Origin of the sequence: Saccharopolyspora ipomoeae, from assembly GCF_029952525.1 — a bacterium.
GTDB classification, from domain to species: domain Bacteria; phylum Actinomycetota; class Actinomycetes; order Mycobacteriales; family Pseudonocardiaceae; genus Saccharopolyspora; species Saccharopolyspora ipomoeae.
In genome coordinates this window covers 25,076-44,411 of record NZ_JASAOF010000028.1, presented here as the reverse complement: position 1 = coordinate 44,411, position 19,336 = coordinate 25,076, and the positions used below count along the sequence as shown (strand labels likewise).

At 71.3% G+C, this 19,336-nt stretch carries 22 protein-coding genes; 11 read left to right on the top strand and 11 right to left on the bottom strand.

Translation table 11 applies throughout. The annotated features are described in order from the left end of the window. Nucleotides 1-89 precede the first annotated feature (89 nt). Nucleotides 90-356, top strand: a complete 267-nt coding sequence (locus QFW96_RS27325; RefSeq protein ID WP_281458609.1) for a hypothetical protein — start codon at nt 90-92, stop codon at nt 354-356. 72 nt (nt 357-428) lie between these two features. Here the strand turns inward: QFW96_RS27325 and QFW96_RS27320 are convergent, their stop codons facing one another. The 3 genes from QFW96_RS27320 to QFW96_RS27310 form a co-directional block, all read right to left on the bottom strand. Beyond that, nucleotides 429-1,013: a TetR/AcrR family transcriptional regulator gene (locus QFW96_RS27320; RefSeq protein WP_281458608.1), complete on the bottom strand. Its 585-nt coding sequence runs from the start codon at nt 1,011-1,013 to the stop codon at nt 429-431. Nucleotides 1,014-1,090: 77 nt separating this feature from the next. After that, nucleotides 1,091-1,708 (bottom strand): hypothetical protein, encoded by a 618-nt coding sequence (locus tag QFW96_RS27315; RefSeq protein ID WP_281458607.1) that lies wholly within the window; start codon nt 1,706-1,708, stop codon nt 1,091-1,093. A 51-nt stretch (nt 1,709-1,759) separates the two neighbouring features. After that, nucleotides 1,760-2,275: a SigE family RNA polymerase sigma factor gene (locus QFW96_RS27310; protein ID WP_093419930.1), complete on the bottom strand. Its 516-nt coding sequence runs from the start codon at nt 2,273-2,275 to the stop codon at nt 1,760-1,762. 167 nt (nt 2,276-2,442) lie between these two features. On the opposite strand from QFW96_RS27310, the gene QFW96_RS27305 reads away from it, so the two are divergent. Both QFW96_RS27305 and QFW96_RS27300 read left to right on the top strand, forming a co-directional pair. Next, nucleotides 2,443-3,465, top strand: a complete 1,023-nt coding sequence (locus QFW96_RS27305) for a threonine aldolase family protein (RefSeq protein ID WP_281458606.1) — start codon at nt 2,443-2,445, stop codon at nt 3,463-3,465. A 41-nt stretch (nt 3,466-3,506) separates the two neighbouring features. Next, nucleotides 3,507-4,100 carry an HAD family hydrolase gene (locus tag QFW96_RS27300; protein ID WP_281458636.1) on the top strand — a complete coding sequence of 198 codons (594 nt, stop codon included), beginning with the start codon at nt 3,507-3,509 and terminating at the stop codon, nt 4,098-4,100. Nucleotides 4,101-4,168: 68 nt separating this feature from the next. Here the strand turns inward: QFW96_RS27300 and QFW96_RS27295 are convergent, their stop codons facing one another. The 3 genes from QFW96_RS27295 to purD all read right to left on the bottom strand — a co-directional run bounded on the left by QFW96_RS27295 (nt 4,169) and on the right by purD (nt 6,993). Then, nucleotides 4,169-4,333, bottom strand: a complete 165-nt coding sequence (locus QFW96_RS27295; RefSeq protein WP_175548164.1) for a hypothetical protein — start codon at nt 4,331-4,333, stop codon at nt 4,169-4,171. A gap of 198 nt (nt 4,334-4,531) precedes the next feature. Further along, nucleotides 4,532-5,698, bottom strand: a complete 1,167-nt coding sequence (locus tag QFW96_RS27290) for a pyridoxal phosphate-dependent aminotransferase (protein WP_281458605.1) — start codon at nt 5,696-5,698, stop codon at nt 4,532-4,534. A 32-nt stretch (nt 5,699-5,730) separates the two neighbouring features. Beyond that, nucleotides 5,731-6,993 carry a phosphoribosylamine--glycine ligase gene (gene purD, locus QFW96_RS27285; protein ID WP_281458604.1) on the bottom strand — a complete coding sequence of 421 codons (1,263 nt, stop codon included), beginning with the start codon at nt 6,991-6,993 and terminating at the stop codon, nt 5,731-5,733. A gap of 192 nt (nt 6,994-7,185) precedes the next feature. On the opposite strand from purD, the gene QFW96_RS27280 reads away from it, so the two are divergent. Further along, nucleotides 7,186-8,286 (top strand): glycerophosphodiester phosphodiesterase, encoded by a 1,101-nt coding sequence (locus QFW96_RS27280; RefSeq protein WP_281458603.1) that lies wholly within the window; start codon nt 7,186-7,188, stop codon nt 8,284-8,286. Nucleotides 8,287-8,482: 196 nt separating this feature from the next. Beyond that, nucleotides 8,483-10,093: a Na+/H+ antiporter gene (locus QFW96_RS27275; RefSeq protein ID WP_281458602.1), complete on the top strand. Its 1,611-nt coding sequence runs from the start codon at nt 8,483-8,485 to the stop codon at nt 10,091-10,093. Nucleotides 10,094-10,228: 135 nt separating this feature from the next. Here QFW96_RS27275 and QFW96_RS27270 read toward each other — a convergent pair whose 3' ends face one another. Then, nucleotides 10,229-11,515: an adenylosuccinate synthase gene (locus tag QFW96_RS27270; RefSeq protein ID WP_281458601.1), complete on the bottom strand. Its 1,287-nt coding sequence runs from the start codon at nt 11,513-11,515 to the stop codon at nt 10,229-10,231. Between the two features lie 145 nt (nt 11,516-11,660). Between QFW96_RS27270 and QFW96_RS27265 the strand changes: the two genes are divergently transcribed. From QFW96_RS27265 to QFW96_RS27255, 3 genes are all read left to right on the top strand, one after another. After that, nucleotides 11,661-12,320 (top strand): hypothetical protein, encoded by a 660-nt coding sequence (locus QFW96_RS27265; RefSeq protein ID WP_281458600.1) that lies wholly within the window; start codon nt 11,661-11,663, stop codon nt 12,318-12,320. A gap of 153 nt (nt 12,321-12,473) precedes the next feature. Continuing rightward, on the top strand, nt 12,474-13,106 hold the full coding sequence (locus QFW96_RS27260) for an HNH endonuclease family protein (RefSeq protein WP_281458599.1): 633 nt from the start codon (nt 12,474-12,476) through the stop codon (nt 13,104-13,106). A 192-nt stretch (nt 13,107-13,298) separates the two neighbouring features. Further along, nucleotides 13,299-13,541 carry a hypothetical protein gene (locus tag QFW96_RS27255; RefSeq protein ID WP_281458598.1) on the top strand — a complete coding sequence of 81 codons (243 nt, stop codon included), beginning with the start codon at nt 13,299-13,301 and terminating at the stop codon, nt 13,539-13,541. On the opposite strand, the gene QFW96_RS27250 is transcribed toward QFW96_RS27255, so the two are convergent. From QFW96_RS27250 to QFW96_RS27235, 4 genes are all read right to left on the bottom strand, one after another. Then, nucleotides 13,538-14,626, bottom strand: coding sequence for an FUSC family protein (locus QFW96_RS27250; protein ID WP_281458597.1), 1,089 nt, complete (start codon nt 14,624-14,626; stop codon nt 13,538-13,540). The genes QFW96_RS27255 and QFW96_RS27250 overlap by 4 nt on opposite strands. Nucleotides 14,627-14,994: 368 nt before the next feature. Next, a complete protein-coding gene (locus QFW96_RS27245; protein ID WP_281458596.1) occupies nt 14,995-15,405 on the bottom strand; it encodes a DUF3151 domain-containing protein in 411 nt (136 codons plus the stop codon). A 218-nt stretch (nt 15,406-15,623) separates the two neighbouring features. Beyond that, the gene (fbaA, locus tag QFW96_RS27240; RefSeq protein ID WP_281458595.1) at nt 15,624-16,658 is read right to left on the bottom strand and encodes a class II fructose-bisphosphate aldolase; all 1,035 of its coding nucleotides are present in this window, start codon (nt 16,656-16,658) and stop codon (nt 15,624-15,626) included. Nucleotides 16,659-16,866: 208 nt separating this feature from the next. Further along, a complete protein-coding gene (locus QFW96_RS27235) occupies nt 16,867-17,145 on the bottom strand; it encodes a YciI family protein (protein ID WP_281458594.1) in 279 nt (92 codons plus the stop codon). A gap of 92 nt (nt 17,146-17,237) precedes the next feature. Here QFW96_RS27235 and QFW96_RS27230 point away from each other — a divergent pair, with 92 nt between their 5' ends. The 3 genes from QFW96_RS27230 to QFW96_RS27220 all read left to right on the top strand — a co-directional run bounded on the left by QFW96_RS27230 (nt 17,238) and on the right by QFW96_RS27220 (nt 19,321). Next, nucleotides 17,238-17,807 (top strand): SigE family RNA polymerase sigma factor, encoded by a 570-nt coding sequence (locus QFW96_RS27230; protein ID WP_281458593.1) that lies wholly within the window; start codon nt 17,238-17,240, stop codon nt 17,805-17,807. 87 nt (nt 17,808-17,894) lie between these two features. Beyond that, nucleotides 17,895-19,079, top strand: coding sequence for an N-acetylglucosamine-6-phosphate deacetylase (gene nagA, locus QFW96_RS27225; protein WP_425524805.1), 1,185 nt, complete (start codon nt 17,895-17,897; stop codon nt 19,077-19,079). Nucleotides 19,080-19,135: 56 nt separating this feature from the next. Then, nucleotides 19,136-19,321: a hypothetical protein gene (locus tag QFW96_RS27220; RefSeq protein ID WP_281458591.1), complete on the top strand. Its 186-nt coding sequence runs from the start codon at nt 19,136-19,138 to the stop codon at nt 19,319-19,321. Nucleotides 19,322-19,336: the final 15 nt, after the last annotated feature.

Sequence of the window (19,336 nt, the reverse complement as noted above, 5' to 3'; positions counted from 1 at the left end):
CGATCAGGTGTGGGAATCTGGACTGATACAACGGCGCGACCATATCGTTGGCCCAAGCATTCGCGGCTTGTGCACAGGAACGGGAGCGGATGAGCATCAACAGGTTCGCCGAGGACCGGCAGGACGCTTTCTGGATAGTCGGCACTGGTCAGACCCTTCGGCACGCGACGACGATGCGACCAGGCGCGGTATATTCCGGCCAGGTGGTACCGGCGCTCTGCGAGCACGAGGTCAAAATCCCGCAACCCACTCCGCTCGGACGGGAACCGCAGACGAAGAACATCGCCGAGAAATGTCTCGACTGCGAACAACTGATCGCCGACGGGAATTTCGCGGAAATCACCTGGGACTTCTGACGCGAAAGCACGGTCGCGGTTCGCGCGGCGTCCGGTTCAGCGTTCTTGCACGCGCATCAGGACGGCTGGGGATCAGGACAGCTGGGCGCGCAACATCCTGCGCGCGGCGCCCCGCGGGTCCGGGTCCGATTCGATGAGCGCGTTGACCACCGCGCCGTCCACCAGCGCGACCAGCTCGGTGAGCCGCTCCGCTGGGACCTCCATGTCGCTGCGGCGGAAGATCTCCGCGAGCAGCTGCTGCAGCTCGGCGGCCATCTCCCGCATCAGCGGCGTGAGGTACGGGCGGCGCGGCGAACCCACCAGGCGCTCGTAGCGCAGCAGCACCGGTTCGACGCCGCCGTCGCGGGAGTCGACGCCGAGCAGCAGGTCCAGCAGCAGCTCGATCACGGTGTCGGTGCTGCGCGGCTGCGCGGAGAGGTCGGCGAGCCGGGCGTGCCCGGCGGCCAGCTCCTCCCGGCCGTTGTGCTCGACGGCCGCGCTGATCAGGTCTTCCAGCGAGGAGAAGTAGTAGGTCGTCGAGGCCAGCGGGAGCCCGGCGCGCTCGGCCACGGCCCGGTGCCGGACCGCGTCGAACCCGCCCTCGACGAGCAGCTGCGCCGCAGCCGTCACCAACGCCTGCCGCCGCCGCTCTCCCTTGGGTGTGCTGGCCGCTGTCATGACACGCGATCCTATGCCGAGTCCGCATTGTCGCCTTGGCTGCCGCCGCCGCGGATGAGCACGACCCCGGTGACCAGTCAGAACCGGGCGGCGAGGTCGCCCGCGACGTGCGCCAGCCTGGTGCCGAACGGCGCCGCCGGCGAGCCCGCCTCGGGTTCGCTGACCACCACGACGAGCTTGCCGCTGCGCGCCTTGCGCACCGACTGCTGCGCCCCGTCGGAACGCTGCACGTCACCCGGCGCGGACTGGCCCGCCTGCGCGGTGCCCGCCGGGCTGACCAGCACCGTCACCCGGCCCGCCGCGGAACCGTCGCGCAGCGCGAACGCCGCCGCCTTGGCCCCGGTCGGGCACGACAGCACCGAGGTCGGCGTGGTGCCGCCCGCCTCGGGCAACGTCACCTCGACGGCCTCGACCAGACCCGGGTCGGGCTTGCAGCCCCCCGAACGCGGCGTGATCCCGGTGGACTCGATCTGCGGCCCCGGCGCCGCCGTCAGCGGTGCCGCCGTTGGCGGGCTCGCCGCGGTGTCCGTCGACGACGTGAACCAGCCGGAGCCCACGCCGATCCCGCCGACCAGCACGGCGGCGGCCACCGCCGTACCGCCGACGGTGGCGGTCACCCGGCGCCGGGCCGTGATCCGGCGCGACGCGGTCGCGACATCACCTTCGTCGAACGACGCCGGCGGAACGGTTCGCACCGAGTCACGGAAAAGCTCTTCGAGCTTGCGCTCGTCCAACCCGCACCCCCTTCACGCGGACCTCAGATCCCCGAGCTCGTCTCCCAGCGCCTCCCGCAACGTCGCCAACCCCCGGGCGCACTGACTCTTCACGGTTCCTTCGCTGCAGCGCATGACGGCCGCGACCCCTGCCACGTCCAGCCCCTCCAGGAAGCGCAGGACCAGCACGGCGCGCTGCTTCGGCGGCACCTGGCGCAGACCGGCTATCAGGGTCTGCCTGGTGGACACCGAGTCGTCCACGTCCGGGTCGTCGACCGGACTGTCGGGCAGAGTCTCGGCGGCCCTCTCCCGTCGCCAGGGCCGCCGCGACTCGTCGATCACCGCGCGGGTGAGGGTCCGGCGCACGTAGGCGTCGAGCGCGCCCTTGTCCCGGACCTTCCGCCAGTGACGGTGCAGGGCGATGAACGCGGTCTGGGCGAGATCGTCCGCGCGGTGCCAGTCGCCGCACATCATGTACGCCATCCGACGCACCGCCTCCCGCCGAGCCACGAAGTACTCCGCGAACTCCTGCTCTTCGCGCTGGTCCACGCGGAACTCTCCGCTCGTTCGTTGCCTGCACTGCTATGACGGGATCGCGTGCCCCGACCGTTGCACGCCCGCGGGGACGGATCCACCTGTGATTGATACCGCAGCGGTGAATTCACGTCTCACAGGGCCATTGCCCAGACCCCCCGCAGGTGTGATGTGATCGGTTCGTGACCACTCCGGCGCCCATCGACCTCCGCTCCGACACGGTGACTCGTCCCGACGAGCAGATGCTGGCCGCCATGGCCACCGCCGACGTCGGCGATGACGTACTCGACCACGATCCCACCATGCGCGCGCTCGAGGAACGGGTGGCCCAGCTGCTCGGCACGTCGTCGGCGCTGTGGGTCCCCAGCGGGACGATGGGCAACCTGATCGCGCTGATGCTGCACCTCAAGCGGGGCGACCGGTTCCTGGCGCCGCGCGGTGCGCACGTGCTCAACCACGAGCTGGGCTCGGCGGCCTGGCTGGCCGGGGGCATGCCGGACCCGCTGGACTGGGATGCCGGACCGGGCAGGCCGACCGCCGAGGCGGTCCGCGCCCAGGCCAACCTGACGATGGCCTACGACGCCCTGCACACCACGCTGCTGTGCCTGGAGAACACGCACAACGGCGCGGGTGGCGCGGTCGTCCCGCCGCACGAGCACGCCCGGCTGGCGGCCGCGGCGAAGGAGCTCGGGCTCAAGGTGCACCTCGACGGCGCCCGGCTGTGGAACGCCTCGGTGGCGCTCGGCGTGCCGCCCGCGGCCCTGACGGTGGGCGTGGACAGCGTGCAGGTGTGCCTGAGCAAGGGGCTGGGCGCGCCGGTCGGATCGGTGCTGGCCGGTGAGGCGGAGTTCATCAAGGCCGGGCGGCGGATCCGCAAGATGCTCGGCGGCGGTGTCCGGCAGGGCGGCGTGCTGGCGGCGGCCGGGCTGGTCGCGCTGGACCGGCTCGACGCGCTGGGGGATGATCACGACAACGCCCGGCTCCTCGCCGACGGCCTCGTCGAGCAGGGCTGGCAGGTCACGACCCCGCAGACGAACATGCTGCTGGCGGCGGTGCCGGACGTGCAGTTGACGTTGCAGCGACTGCGTTCGGTGGGTGTGCTGGCGGTGCCGATGAACGGCCAGGTCCGGTTCGTCACGCACCGGAACGTGTCGAAGTCGGACGTGGAAGAGGCGTTGCGCCGGATCGCCGGCACCGGGGCCTGACCCGGTCGGGATCGGGCGTCCGAGCAGCGGAGGTGCCCGTGCTGCGGTGGATCGTGTTCGACTACGGCGAGGTGATCAGCCGCCGCATCACGGCGCTGCCCCAGCTGGCCGCGCTGCTGAGCAGCACCCCGGAAGCCTTCGAGCCGGCCTACTGGAGCGAACGCGGCGCCTACGACGCCGGGCTGTCGGACGCCGACTACTGGCGCGCGGTGGCCGCCCGGCTGGACCGCGAGGTCGACGACTCGCTGATCCAGCGGCTGACCAGCGTCGACGTCGACGGCTGGATGTCCACCGACCCGGAGACGCTGGCGCTGCTGGAGGACCTGCACCGGCGCGGCGCGCACCTGGCGCTGCTGTCCAACGCCTCCACCACGTTCGCCCGCGCCGCGGAGAGCAAGCCGTGGGCGCGGTACTTCGAGCACCTGCTGTTCTCCGGCGACCTGCGGGTCATCAAGCCCGACGCGGAGATCTGGCGGATCCTGCTGGACACCCTCGGAGCGCGCCCCGAGGAGTGCCTGTTCTTCGACGACCGCGAGGAGAACATCGCGGGCGCCCGCCGCGCGGGCCTGCACGCCGAGCGCTGGACCTCGGCCGTCCGCGCGCGAGACCTCCTCCAGGACCAGCTGGCCGCCTGAGCCGAGGGGGCGTTCCAGGTTCGGGGCTCAGCCCGCACCGCCGCGCGGAGCCACCACGACGGCCGGCTTCAGGGCTTGATCTGCTTCTTGTCCTTGGACCAGCCGATGGCCGCGGTGGCGAGGAACAGGACGCCGCCGATCACGGCGAGCCAGAACAGGCCCTTGATCAGGAATCCGGCCACGGACATCACCAGCCACAGGGCCAGCAGCCCGCCGAGGATCTTCCACCACATCGCGACCACCTCTCGCCGGGACCTTCCCGCAGCTCCAGCCTGCCAGACAGAACCCCTGAAACGGCAGGTCGCGAGACCCGGACCCGGGAAACATCAGGGTCTCCCCGAGTCCCGCCCGCCCCGTGCCCGACCCGATTTCAGTGGAAGTCGGGTTCCTGATCTCCGTTGAAATCGGGTCACCGCGTCGGGACCCGAGGTCTACAGCCAGGCGCCCAGGCGCTGCACCGCCTCGGTGATGACCCCCGGGTCGCCCGCGAAGGAGAGGCGCAGGTAGTGGTGGCCGCGCTGCGGGTCGAAGTCCACGCCCGGGACGAGCGCGACCCCGGTGTCGTCGAGGAGGCGGCGGCAGAACGACGTCGCGTCGTCGGTGTGCTCGCCGATGTCCGCCCACGCGTAGAACGCGCCGTCGGCCGGGGCGACCTCGGTGATGCCCGCCTTCGCCAGTCCGTCGAGCAGCAGCGCCCGGTTCTCCCGGTAGCGCTCCACGTGCGCCTCGACCTCGTCGTAGGCCTCCGGGCTGAACGCCGCGACGGACGCCTGCTGCGACAGCGCGGGCGGGCACAGGGTGAAGTTGCCGGTCAGCGAGTCGACGGCGCGCAGCAGCCGCGGCGGCACCAGCATCCAGCCGAGCCGCCAGCCGGTCATCGACCAGAACTTGGAGAAGCTGTTCACCACGATCGCCTCGGCGGAGAACTCGCGCGCCGTGTGCAGCGGTTCGCCGTAGCTGAGCCCGTGGTAGATCTCGTCGCTGATCAGCTGCACCCCGTTGGCCTCGCACCAGCCCGCGAGCTCGGCGAGCTCGTCGCGGGAGAGCACGGTGCCGGTCGGGTTGTTGGGGCTGGCCACGATGAGCCCGCGCACCGGCTCGTCGAGGTCCTCCAGCATCGCCACCGTCGGCTGGAACCGGGTGGAGGCGTCGCAGGGCAGCTCCACGACCTCGCAGCCCAGCGCGGACAGGATGTTGCGGTAGGCGGGGTAGCCGGGGCTGGCCAGCGCGACCCGGTCACCGGCGTCGAAGGCGCTGAGGAACGCGAGCAGGAACGCGCCCGACGCACCCGTGGTGACCACGACCTCGTCCACCGGAACCGAGCGGCCGTAGGCCTTCTCGCAGTGCCCGGCGATGGCCTCCCGCAGCTCCAGGACGCCCAGCTGCTCGGTGTAGCCCAGCGCGTTGCCCTCCAGGGCGCGCGCGGCGGCCTCCCGCACGGCCTTCGGTGCCGGGGTGGACGGCTGCCCGGCGGCCAGGGACACGACGTCACCGAGCTCCCGCTGCCGCTTCGCAGCAGCCGAGAGAACCTCCATGACCTGGAACGGAGCCACATCGGCTCGCGCCGCGACGGCGAGCGCGGGGTGCTGACCACTCATGGGTGCAAGCCTGCCAGGGCGAACGCGTCAGGTCAGGCGCGGGGGACGGTGATCTCGCCGTCGGCGGCGCGGCGGGCGATGTCGGTGCGCCAGTGCGCGCCGGGCAGGTGCACCCGCTCGACCCGCTTGTAGACCTCGTCGCGCGCGGCCGTCAGGTCGGGACCGGTGGCCACCACCGAGAGGACGCGACCGCCCGAGGACAGCACCGCGCCGTCCTCGCGGCGCCGGGTGCCCGAGTGCAGCACTCCCTGCATGTCCGAGCCCTGGATGACGTCGTCGACGCGCGGACGGCCCGGGTAGCCCTCGGCGGCCAGCACGACCGTCACCGCCGAACCCGGCTCCCACTCCAGCGGCGGCTGGTCGGCGAGCTCGCCGTTGGCGACGGCGTGGAACAGCCGCGCCAGCGGGGTGTGCAGCAGGGCCAGCACGGCCTGGGTCTCGGGGTCGCCGAAGCGGCAGTTGAACTCGATGACCTGCGGGCCGTTCGAGGTCAGCGCCAGACCCGCGTAGAGCAGGCCGGAGAACGGGGTGCCTCGGCGGTCGAGCTCGTCGACGGTGGGCTGCACGACCGTGCGCACCACCTCGTCGACCAGTCCGTCCGGGGCCCACGGCAGCGGCGCGTAGGCGCCCATGCCGCCGGTGTTGGGCCCGGCGTCCTCGTCACCGACGCGCTTGAAGTCCTGCGCGGGCAGCAGCGGGACCACGGTGGTGCCGTCGACCAGGCAGAACAGCGAGGCCTCGGGGCCGTCGAGGAACGACTCCAGCAGCACCGGGTGGCCGCCGTCGAGCAGCTTCATGGCGTGCGCGCGGGCCGCGTCGAAGTCGCTGGTGACCAGCACGCCCTTGCCTGCCGCCAGACCGTCGTCCTTGACCACCCAGGTGGGTCCGAAACCGGACAGCGCGGCGTCGAGCTTGGCGGGGTTGTCCACGATCTCGCTGCGCGCGGTGGGCACGCCCGCCGACACCATGACGTCCTTGGCGAATGCCTTGGAACCCTCGATGCGGGCCGCCGCCTTGGACGGGCCGAAGCACGGGATGCCCGCCGCGCGAACCGCGTCGGAGGCGCCCGCGACCAGCGGGGTCTCCGGGCCGAAGACGACCAGGTCGGCCTTCCAGCGGGTGGCCAGCGCGGCCACCTCGTCGGGCTTGGCGACGTCGACGGCGTAGGACTCGGCGAGCGCAGCGGTACCGGCGTTGCCGGGCGCGCAGGCGAGTGCCGTCACGGAGGGGTCACGGGAGAGGGCCAGCACGATCGCGTGCTCCCGGCCGCCACCGCCGATCACGAGGATTCGCACAAACCGCAGCGTAGAGCGTGCGGTGAGCCACTCGCCCGCTGCCCCCGGGAAGTGCTGCGTCCGGATGGCGCACCGCAGGTCGCGCGGGGTTGGTCCGTCGGTCGGCGTTCACCCTCCGGTCGCACAGGTGTGCCTCGCGCGTCGGTTGCGGCAAGTTGAGTGGGCCCGCCACAGTCACAGCGAGGAGTGCACATGACGATTCGGGGACGGTTGATCGCGTTGTCCGTCGCGGGAGCTGCCGCACTGGGGGTGATCGCCACCGGTCCGGCCACCACCGCCGAGTCGGCGCCGGGAGCGGAGCAGATCGAGGTGTTCGGCCACCGCGGCGCGTCCGGCTACCGGCCGGAGCACACGCTGGCCTCCTACGAGCTGGCCGCCCGGATGGGCGCCGACTTCATCGAGCCGGACCTGGTGCCCACCAAGGACGGCGTGCTCGTCGCCCGGCACGAGCCGGAGATCGGCGGCACCACCGACGTCGCCGAGCACCCGGAGTTCGCCTCCCGCAAGACCACCAAGGTCATCGACGGCACCGAGATGACCGGCTGGTTCACCGAGGACTTCACCCTCGCGGAGCTCAAGACGCTGCGCGCGAAGGAGCGCATCCCGGAGATCCGGCAGCACAACACGGTCTACGACGGCCTCTACGAGGTGCCGACGTTCCAGGAGGTGCTGGACCTGCGGGCCCGGCTGTCGGAGGAGCTCGGCCGCGACATCGGCGTGGCCCCGGAGACCAAGCACCCCAGCTACTTCCGGCAGATCGGCCTGCCGGTCGAGCCGGGCCTGGTCGAGACGCTCGACGGCAACGGGCTCAACGAGGAGGACTCGAAGGTCGTCGTCCAGTCCTTCGAGGTCGGCAACCTCAAGGAGCTGCGCGACGAGCTCCGGGTGCGGCTGGTGCAGCTGATCAGCAACACGGGCGCCCCGCAGGACTTCATCGAGGCCGGCGACCCGCGCACCTACGCCGACATGGTCACGCCGGAGGGCTTGAAGGAGATCGCCACCTACGCCGACGTCATCGGCCCCGACACGAAGGTGATCCTCCCGGTCGACGGCTCCAACCACCTCACCGAGCCGACCGCGGTCGTCGCCGACGCCCACGCCGCCGGCCTCCAGGTCGTCCCCTACACGGTCCGCGCCGAGAACACCTTCCTCCCGGCGGACTTCCAGTCCTCCGCGGACCCGGCTCAGTGGGGCGACGTCCTCGCCTTCTTCCACGCCCTCTACGCCCAGAACGTCGACGGCATCTTCAGCGACATGCCCGACCTCGCCCTCACCGCCCGCGACCAGCACTGACCCGCCGGGGGTGACCCGATTTCAATGGAAGTCGGGAACCCGATTTCCATTGAGATCGGAACCCTGAGTTCCATTGAAATCGGGTTCCCCGCGAGGTGAGTGAGACCGTCGTCCCCTTTCGGGGGCGGCGGTTTCGTCGTTTCGGGTGATCGGCGGAGTGCGCACCTAAGGTGTCCACCGTGGACGGAGGTGTGCGGTGGTTCAGCTGATCCTGGTGCTGATCGGGGCGTTGCTCGTCACGGCGCTGGCTCGGAGCCGGGAGATCGCCTCGCCGCTGCTGCTGGTCGCCGTCGGGATGGCCGTGTCGCTGGTGCCCGGCCTCGACCCGCTGCGGATCGAGCCGGAACTGCTGCTCACCGCGGTCCTCCCACCGCTGCTGTACGCGGCGGCGCTGGACAGCTCGTTCACCAACTTCCGGGCGCGGATCCGCCCGATCGTGCACCACGGCGTGCTGCAGGTGATCGTCACGTCGTTCGTGCTCGGCTGGATCGCGTTCACGCTGATCCCGGACCTGCCGCTGGCCTCGGCGATCGTGCTGGGCGCGGTGATCGCGCCGCCGGACGCGGTGACGGCGGCGGCGATCGGCCGCCAGCTGAAGCTGCCGCGCGGCGTGATGACGGTGCTCGGCGGTGAGAGCCTGATCAACGACGCGGCGGCGCTGACGATCTACCGGATGGCGATCACCGCCGTCGTGGGCACGACGCCGTCGCTCGCCCACGGGCTCGGCGTGTTCGCGCTGGCCGTGGTGGTCGGCGTGGTGCTGGGGCTGGGCTTCGGGATGCTCGCCCAGCTGGCCCGCCAGCACGTCCCGGACGTGCAGGTGGCGACGCTGCTGGGCGTGCTGGTGCCGTTCATCGCCTACCTGACCGCCGAGGAGCTGCAGGGCTCCGGTGTTCTCGCGGTGGTCACCGCCGGGCTGTACGTGGGGCACAACCTGCCGCGGGCGCGCGCCGCCGGGCGGCTGCAGGAGCACACGGTGTGGGGTGCGATCAACCTGCTGCTGGAGAGCCTGGTGTTCGCCTACATCGGTCTGCAGCTGAAGTCGGTGGTCGGCGACGTCGTGGGGTCCGGCCGCCCGGTGAGCGGGATCCTGCTGGCCACGCTGCTGATCCTGGCGTCGGCGATCGCGTTCCGGGTGCTGTGGATGTTCGCCTCGAACTACCTGCCCGGCGTGTCACACCTGATCATGAGCGGGCGGCGCGGCGGCCGGTGGCGCCGGACCGCGGTGCTGTCCTGGGCGGGGATGCGCGGGGTGGTGACGCTGGCGGCGGCGGGCGCGATCCCGTTCACCACCGAGGCCGGTGCTCCGCTGCCCGGTCGCGAGGTGATCCAGTTCGTCGCCGCGGTGGTCACGGTCGCCACGATCTTGATCCAGGGCACCACGCTGCCGCCGCTGATCCGCCGTCTGGGCGTCACCGACCCGGAGGAGGCGCGCAGCGACGACCAGGCCGAGGCGGAGGCGCGGCGGATCGCCACGAACGCGGCGCTGGCCTACCTGGACGGGCTCACCCCGGGCGAGGCGCGCTGCGAGCGCTCGGCGCTGAACCGGATGGTGAGCCGGATGCGGGACGTGGTCGAGCACCAGGGCTTGGCGGCGGCCGAGCAGGTGGGGCGCACTCCCGCCGAGCGCGCCGACACGGCGACGCGGACGTTCGCGGAGCTGCGCCGCGGCACCATCGAGGTGCAGCGCTCGGCCATCGCCGACGAACGCGACGCGGGCCACCTCGACGACGAGGTCCTCCGCCGCGTTTTCAGGGAGCTCGACCTGCAGGAAGCAGCGGTCGAGGGCTCCTGGCGGAACCGCTGACACCTCGGTTCCTGGGAGGGCGCAGTTTTCATGAAAACTTCCCTCCACCCAATCGGGAACCGAGGGATCCGAGGGAACCGACGTCCCGTGGGTGGTGGGGAAGTTTTCATGAAAACTTCCCCACCACCGAAAGGATCACGCCATGGTGTGACGCACGATCGTCTGGTCGCGGCCGGGGCCGACGCCGATCGCCGAGACGCGGGCTCCGGAGAGCTCCTCGATGCGCTCGATGTAGGCGCGGGCGTTGGCCGGCAGGTCCTCGAAGGTGCGGCAGTCGCTGAGGTCCTCCCACCAGCCAGGCATCTCCTCGTACACCGGAACCGCGTGGTGCACGCCGGTCTGCGTCATCGGCATCTCCTCGACCCGCTCGCCGTCGACGTCGTAGGCGACGCAGATCGGGATGGTCTCCAGGCCGGAGAGCACGTCGAGCTTGGTCAGGAAGTAGTCGGTGATGCCGTTGACGCGGGTCGCGTAGCGGGCGATCACCGCGTCGAACCAGCCGGTCCGCCGCGAGCGACCGGTGGTGACGCCGAACTCGCCGCCCTGCTTGCGCAGGTTCTCGCCGGCCTCGTCGGTCAGCTCGGTCGGGAACGGGCCCGCGCCGACCCGCGTCGTGTAGGCCTTGAGGATGCCGATCACGGCGCTGATCTTGGTCGGGCCGACGCCGGAACCGGCCGAAGCACCACCGGAGGTCGGGTTCGACGAGGTCACGAACGGGTAGGTGCCGTGGTCGACGTCGAGCAGGGTGCCCTGCGAACCCTCCAGCAGCACCGTCTCGCCGCGCTCCAGCGCCTGGTTGATCTTCAGCTTGGTGTCGGAGATGCGGTTGGCGAACTTCTCCGCCTGCTCCAGCACCGTGTCGACGACCTCTTCGGCGTCGATCGCCCGCCGGTTGTAGACCTTGACCAGGATCTGGTTCTTGATGTCGAGGGCGGCCTCGACCTTCTGGCGCAGGATCTTCTCGTCGAGCAGGTCCTGCATCCGCACCCCGACGCGAGCGATCTTGTCCTGGTAGCAGGGGCCGATGCCGCGGCCGGTGGTGCCGATCTGCTTCTTGCCCAGGTACCGCTCGGTGACGCGGTCGATGGCCACGTGGTACGGCATGATCAGGTGCGCGTCGGCGGACAGCAGCAGCCGCGAGGTGTCGACCCCGCGCTCCTCCAGCCCCGCGAGCTCCTCCAGCAGGACTCCCGGGTCGACGACGACGCCGTTGCCGATCACGTTCGTCACGCCGGGGGTGAGGATCCCCGACGGGATGAGGTGCAGCGCGAAGTCCTGCCCGTCCGGGAGCACGACGGTGTGTCCCGCGTTGTTGCCGCCCTGGTAACGCACGACCCACTGCGCCTGCTCGCCGAGCAGGTCGGTCGCCTTACCCTTGCCTTCGTCGCCCCACTGGGCGCCGATCAGCACGATCGCCGGCATGTGAAACTCCAACCTGGACTGGGTGGTCGCCAGCGTGACCGCACGCTTCGCCCGCTCCCACCACGGGGTATGCCGGTCGATCAGGGTAAACCAGGAGCGAAACGTGAGTACCACCGCATTGTCCTGCGGAAACGTTGGTGGCGCAGTGCGTCCGTCCGGTGACGGTGCGCAATGGCACGAGGTTTCGGCCGCGCCGGGCCGCAACGAGGTCGATCCGCTGCTGGCGGAAGCCACCGATCGTGTGGTGGTGCGCGGCACGGACATGGACCTGGCGGCGGTCGTGCTGCGGCTGCTGCGCAAGGAGCGGCTCACCGAGCTGACCGTCGGCTACGTGCCGGTCGCCGACTCGCCGGTGGCCCGGCTGTGGGGGCTGGCCGTCGACGACGTCGAGCGGGCGCTGACCGCCGAGCCGCGCCCGGTGCCGCTGATCAGGGACGACTCGGGCGGGGTGCTGCTGGGCGAGGGCGTGATCGCGCCGATCACCGGGCAGGCCTACTGCGACGACGAGCAGGTCCTCAACGGTCCCGCGCAGAGCCTGGTGGTCTCGCCGGACCCGGACGCCGAGCCGCTGCCGGACCCGACGGCCGATCCGATGAACCACACGATCGATCCCCCGATGGACGGCCTGCGGGTCACCGTCGCCCGGCGCGGGTTGCTGCGCCGCAAGGAGCACGTGGCGCGCGGACGGGCGTTCCAGGCGTCGTTCCGGTCGGCGACCGTGCGGCACGACGGGACCGATCACCCGCGTCCGATGGAGAAGTGGGTCTGGTACCGGCACACCGAGGACCTGAACCTGGCCCGCTGATCATCGGGTGTGTGGAATTCACATTTGCGCCCCCTGATCGGTGGCGACTTCACGCCATGTCACCTTCCGGTCACTCCGCGGCATTGAATCGTCCACTCACGTGGGCAATCGTCATCCCCGAGCAGGCGATGCACGCCCACCGCGGAGGAAGCCATGACACGTTCACTGCGCACCACCCTCGCCGCGCTGCCCCTGGCCGGCCTGATCGGGCTCGGACTGGCCGTGCCGGCCGGAGCCGAGCCGCCGGGCATCCCGGACCCGGCCACCGCCCAGACCCAGCTCGGCGAGCTGACCGTCGCCGCCGAGGGCTCGATGGACGGCTACGACCGGGAGAAGTTCCCGCACTGGAACGAGGGTTCCGACGGCTGCAGCACCCGCGAGTCGGTGCTCAAGCGCGACGGTGACGGCGTCGAGGTCGGCTCCGACTGCTACCCGACCTCGGGCAGCTGGGTGAGCCCCTACGACGGCGAGACCTGGACCCAGCCGTCCGACCTGGACATCGACCACGTGGTGCCGCTGGCCGCCGCGTGGCGCTCCGGCGCTGCCGAGTGGACGCAGGAGCAGCGCCAGGCCTTCGCCAACGACCTGGAGGGCCCGCAGCTCATCGCGGTCACCGACAACGTCAACCAGGAGAAGGGCGACCAGACCCCGGACGCCTGGATGCCGCCGTCGACCGACTACCACTGCACCTACGCCTCGATGTGGGTCGGCACCAAGCACAAGTACCAGCTGACCGTCACCGAGGCCGAGAAGGGCGCGCTGCAGGCCGCCCTGGACGGCTGCTGAAGCGGCGCAGCCGCTTTCCCTCGCACCACTTGAGCGACCGGCACCGCTGCGGGTTCTGAGGTGGTTCTCCGGTGAGGACGCGTCGGCATGCACGAGTCGGCGCGCCCGGAGCAGGAGGACCACCTCGGGTTCCGCCACCGGCACCGCCGAGCAAGGCGACCGCGGACGACTCCGAGAAGGCATACTGCGCGCATGGCTGAGTTGCGCACGACGGTGACGGCGCCTCCGGGTGGGGTGATGACCGACGAGGTCGGCGTGATCACCGGCGACCTGGAGCTGGCGACGGCCTGCGAGGACGGCGCCGTGAAGGTGTGGATCCGCTACGACGGCGCCGAGGAGTGGTACCGCCTCTCCGCCGCCGACTGCGACCTGCACGACCCGCGCGACCACGAGCCGCTGCACGCCTCCCTGGCGGCGGTGCTGAACCGGCCCTAGTCCTCGTCCGGGTGCAGGGTCGGGAGGGCCGCCACGGCCTCGTTGCGGGTGAGGCCGGACGCCTGCAGCAGGTCGACGGCGATGGAGCGGACCTGCAGGACCACGACCTGCATCGAGAAGTCGCCCTCGCCCAGCAGTTCCACGGTGGACTTCTTGGCCACCGAGCGCGCGGCCTCCCTGGCCTGCAGCGGGTCCTTGCCGCTGGCGAGCTCGTCGCGCAGCAGCACGACGGTTCCGGCGAGCTCTTCGAGCATGCCCGGCAGCGGGCGCGGGACGGGTTCGCCGTCGCGCAGCGCCGCCAGGGCGCGCCGGGCCAGCACGCGGGTGTTGCGCAGCGCTCGGTCGACGGGCGTGGCCGCGGTTTCGTAGCGTTCGAGGTCGCGACGCCTGCGCCAGCGGATGGGCGCGAACCGGGCGATCTCGGCCCCGGCCTCCAGTGCGGTGCGGAGCTCCTCGACGGACTTGTGGCTCTTGCGGGCCTTGGCCAGCACGTCGGCGGCCATCGAGACGTCCCGGTGCGCGACCGCGCTGGCGACCCCGCGCAGCGCGTCGGCCAGCTCGCCGAGCACGACGCGCCCGTTGCGGTGCGCCACCGACAGCGGGTTGGCGGGCAGCAGCGCGGCGACGGCGAAGCCGACGAGACCGCCGACGACGGCGTCGAGCATCCGCGTCAGCCCGCCGGAGGTTGCGGGCGGCAGCAACGTCGCGACCAGCACCGATGAGGACGCCGCTTGCAGGACGATCACGCCGCCGCTGTCCAGCAGGACCGCCGTGGACATCGCCAGCGCCACGACCAGCGCGATCTGCCAGGGGCCGGAGCCGATCACCGAGATCAGCACGTCGCCGACGCCGATGCCGATGCTCACGCCGACGACGAGCTCCAGCGCCCGCCGCATCCGCTGGCCGAGCGACACGCCCAGCGAGATCACCGCGGCGATGGGCGCGAAGAACGGCGCGGCGTGCCCGACCAGGTCGTGCGCCAGGAACCACGCCACCCCGGCCGCCACCGCGCACTGCACGATCGGCACCCCGGTCCGCAACAACCGCCGGAGCCGCCGGCTCAACTCCTCACGCACACGCCCCACGGCACCATCCTCCGCCACCGAACACCCGGGCACGCACCAGACCCGACCCCCACCCCGATCACTGCCGTACTCGGTCACCGGATCACGGCGGTGTTCGGTCACCGGATCACGGCCGCAACCCGCGCACCCGAGTCCCGGCCGGGGCCGGGGCCAGGGCCGGGGACCGGAATACGGCAGTAATCCGTCCCCCGAATACCGCCGTAATCCGTCCCCCGAATACCGCCGTAATCCGGGTCCCCGTGGAGGACGGCTGCGGCCGGAGACGGAATACCGCCGTAATCCGTTGCCTGAATACCGCCGTAATCGGGGGACCGAATACTGCCGTAATCGGGTCCCCCGATGTCGGGGAGTGGTGGAGGGGTGGGGCGTCAGGCCAGGTCGTTGGCTTCGAGGGAGGCGGGGTCGCTGTCCTCCAGGAGCTGGCGGCAGCGGTCGAACTCCTCGGTCTCGCCGATGGCGCGGGCGGCCTTGGCCAGGGCGGCGACCGAGCGGAGGACGCCGCGGTTGGGCTCGTGGTGCCACGGGACCGGGCCGAAGCCCTTCCAGCCCGCGCGGCGCAGGGCGTCGAGGCCCCGGTGGTAGCCGGTGCGGGCGTAGGCGTAGGCGGCGATGTTCTCGCCGGCGTTCAGCGCGTTGTCGGCGAGCGCGGCCCAGGCGGCGCTGAACGCGGGGTGCTGCGCGGCGACCTCGGCGGGGTCGGTGCCGGCGTCGAGGGCGCCCTGCGCCTCGGGGCTCTCCGGCAGCAGCGTCTCCGGCGGCTCCAACAGATTCCTCGTCATGCCCCAATCCTCGCACTACCGCCTCGACGACGATGGCCCGTCCACCCAGCGGGCGGACGGGCCATCGACACTCTCAAGCGGACCACGTCGGCGACGGACTAGCGGCGCAGCCGCTTTCTCCTGCACCACCCGAGCAGCTCGCACCGCCGCGGGTCCAGACGGCGTGTCAGGTTCCGCTACCCGCACCGCCGAGCAGCGCGAGCACCGAAAATGTTCTGTCAGCCGGCGATCATGCGGCCGGTCGACTTGAGGACCTCGCAGCCCTGGGCGACCCGGGCGGCCATGGCCTGCTCGGCGACCTTGAGGTAGCTGCGGGGGTCGTAGGTCTTCTTGTTGCCGACCTCGCCGTCGATCTTCAGCACACCGTCGTAGTTCTTCATCATGTGGTCGGCGATGGGCCGGGTGAAGGCGTACTGGGTGTCGGTGTCGATGTTCATCTTGATCACGCCGTAGGAGACCGCCTCGTGGATCTCCTCCAGCAGCGAACCGGAACCACCGTGGAAGACCAGGTCGAACGGCTTCGAGCCGGCGGGCAGGCCCAGCTTCTCGGAGACGACGTCCTGACCCTGCTTGAGGATCTCCGGGCGGAGCTTGACGTTGCCCGGCTTGTAGACGCCGTGCACGTTGCCGAAGGTCGCGGCCAGCAGGTAGCGGCCCTTCTCGCCGGTGCCCAGCGCGTCGACGGTCTTGATGTAGTCGCCGGGAGCGGTGTAGAGCTTGTCGTTGATGTCGTTGGCGACGCCGTCCTCCTCGCCGCCGACGACGCCGACCTCCAGCTCCAGGACGATCTTGGCCTTGGCCGACAGCTCCAGCAGCTCCTGCGCGATCTGCAGGTTCTCGTCGAGGTCGATCGCCGAGCCGTCCCACATGTGCGACTGGAACAGCGGGTTCTCGCCGCGGTTGACGCGCTCCTGGCTGATCTGGATCAGCGGCTTGACGTAGCCGTCGAGCTTGTCCTTCGGGCAGTGGTCGGTGTGCAGCGCGATGTTCACCGGGTACTTGGCGGCGACGACGTGCGCGTACTCGGCGAGCGCGGTGGCGCCCGTGACCATGTCCTTGACCTTGGTGCCGGAGGCGAACTCGGCGCCACCGGTCGACACCTGGATGATGCCGTCACTCTCGGCCTCGGCGAACCCGCGCAGCGCCGCGTTGAGCGTCTCCGACGAGGTCACGTTGATCGCTGGGTAGGCGAACTCACCGGTCTTCGCCCGGTCCAGCATCTCCGTGTAGACCTCGGGGGTCGCGATGGGCATCGGTCATCCTCCTCAGATGGAGTTCGGTCGTCAGTGACGCGAGAATCGCGCAGCATCCTAAGAACCCGCGAGCGCCCTCAACGGCGCGTCGGGGCAGGTACCACTCTTTCGCGCGTCACAGTGCCCCAGCGGTGTGGTTTTGAAAAGTTGGTGCAAGGATTCAGAAAACGATCCTGTGCACATAGTCACACGCCGGGGCACTCGCCGACTACACCCAAGCGCCGGTGACGACCTCCCACTGGCGGATGGTGGTCGAGGCGATCACGCCGGCCTCGGTGTACGGGTCGGCGGCCAGGACCTCGTTCAGCTCGGCCTCGTCGGCGACCTCGTAGATGATCTGCGCGCCCTTGCCGTCGGTGTAGGGCCCGCCCGCCAGCAGCACGCCCTTGTCGGCCAGGCCCCGCGAGTACTCGCGGTGATCCGGCCGGACGGCCAGCCGCTTGTCCTCGTCCGGGCCGTAGACCAGCTCGACAACGAACCTCGCCATGTCGTCCTCCATCGCGGCGAATTCAACGATCGCGATGACGCTAACCCGAACCCGCCCCGCGAACCCATCCTCGCCCGGTAAGTTCTTCGATCATGGGCGGTGATTCGGAAGGGATCGAGCGGAGCGTCGAGAAGACGTTCGGCACGTTGCGCAAGCTCGACGGCGCCCACCGCGAGACGCAGCAGCCGCTCTCCCTGGAGGACATCTACAAGCAGCAGCGGATGCGCATGGTCCGCTTGGCGATCCTGCTGGTCGACGACATCAGCAGCGCCGAGGACGTGGTGCAGGAGGCGTTCACCGGCCTCTACCGCAACTGGGCGAACCTGCGCGACGCCAACGCCGCGGTCGGCTACCTGCGGACCGCGGTGGTCAACGGGTCCCGCTCGATGCTGCGCCGCCGGAAGACGGCCCGCGAGTACCAGCCGCCGCACCAGGCCAACGCGCGCTCCGCGGAGTCGCTGGCGATGCTCACCGCCGAGCACCAGGCCGTGGTGGACGCGCTGAGCAAGCTGCCGCGCCGCCAGCGCGAGGTGCTGGTGCTGCGCTACTACGGCAACCTGTCGGAAGCGGAGATCGCCGAGGCCACCGGGGTGTCCAAGGGGACGGTGAAGTCGACGGCGAGCCGGGCCCTGGAGGCGCTGCAGAAGCACATCGACGGCTGACGGCCCGAGCGTGGACGGCCCGCGTCCGGGGGACTGAGCCGCACACCACCGATTTTGGTGTAGACCACTGCTCTCGTTTGGCGGAGGATCGTAAGCGTGAACACTGCCGAGCAGATCCTCACCGGCGCGCGGGTCGTCACCCCGGGCGGAGTCGCACAACCGGGCTGGGTGCGGGTGTCCGGGGGCACGATCGCCGCCGTCGGCGACGGCGCCGTGGGCGACCGGGCCGGGGCCGAGCGGGCCGTTCCGCGGGGACCGGCGATCGAGCTGTCCGGGAGCTGGCTGGTCCCCGGCTTCGTGGACATCCACTGCCACGGCGGGGGCGGCGGCTCGTTCACCTCCCTCGACCCCGATCAGACGCAGGCCGCCGTCGGTCACCACCGCGCGCACGGCACCACGACGATGCTGGCCAGCCTGGTGTCCGCGCCGATCCCCGAGCTGGTCAAGCAGATCACCGCGCTCACCGAGCTCACCGCCGAAGGACTCCTGGCCGGGGTGCACCTGGAGGGGCCGTTCCTGTCGCACGCGCGCTGCGGCGCGCACGCGCCCGAGGCGCTGCGGGCGCCGGAGCGCGACGACGTGCGGCAGCTGCTCGAAGCCGGGCGCGGCGCGGTCCGGATGGTCACCCTCGCGCCCGAGCTGCCCGGCGCGCAGGAGGCGGTCCGGCAGCTGGTCGACGGCGGCGCGATCGCGGCCGTCGGGCACACCGACGCCGACGCCGATCAGGTGCTGGCGGCCGTGGACGCCGGGGCGACCGTGGCCACGCACCTGTTCAACGGCATGCGTCCGCTGCACCACCGCGAACCAGGACCGGTCGGGGCGCTGCTGGACGACGGGCGGGTCGACGTCGAGCTGATCTGCGACCTCGTGCACCTGCACCCGACGATCGCCCGGATCGCGGCCACCCACGCCGGTGCGGACCGGACGATCCTGGTCACCGACGCGATCAGCGCCACCGGCGCGGGCGACGGCACCTACGAGCTGGGGGCGCTGCCGGTGACCGTGGTCGACGGTGAGCCGCGGCTCGCGGACGGGTCGCTGGCCGGCAGCACGCTCACGATGGACGCCGCGTTCCGCAACCTGGTCCGCGACTGCGGGCTGTCCGTGCCCGCGGCGGTCGCGGCCACCTCGACGAACCCGGCGCGGCGGCTCGGCCTGACCGAGGTGGGCGAGATCCGGCCGGGCGCGGCCGCCGACCTGGTCGTGCTCGACGACGACCTGGTGGTCCAGGGCGTCATGCGGCGCGGCCGGTGGCTCGCCGATCCCCGCTGACCTGGTCTTTCCCCGATCCACCCCGATCCGGGCGACCGGCTGGTTAAGGTCGGGGCATGACAGGCCGGAACACCGAGGACGCGCTGTCCGCCGCGCTGCGGGCGCGGGCGGTCGGCCGTTCCGGTCCACCGCAGCGCAACCGGCGTCCGGGGCCCGGTGGAGTGCTGCTCTTCGTGATCGTTTTGGGACTCCTCGCGGGGCTGCTCGCGGCGGGCGTCACAGTCCTTTACCCGATCGGGTGATCGCGGGTGTGCGCT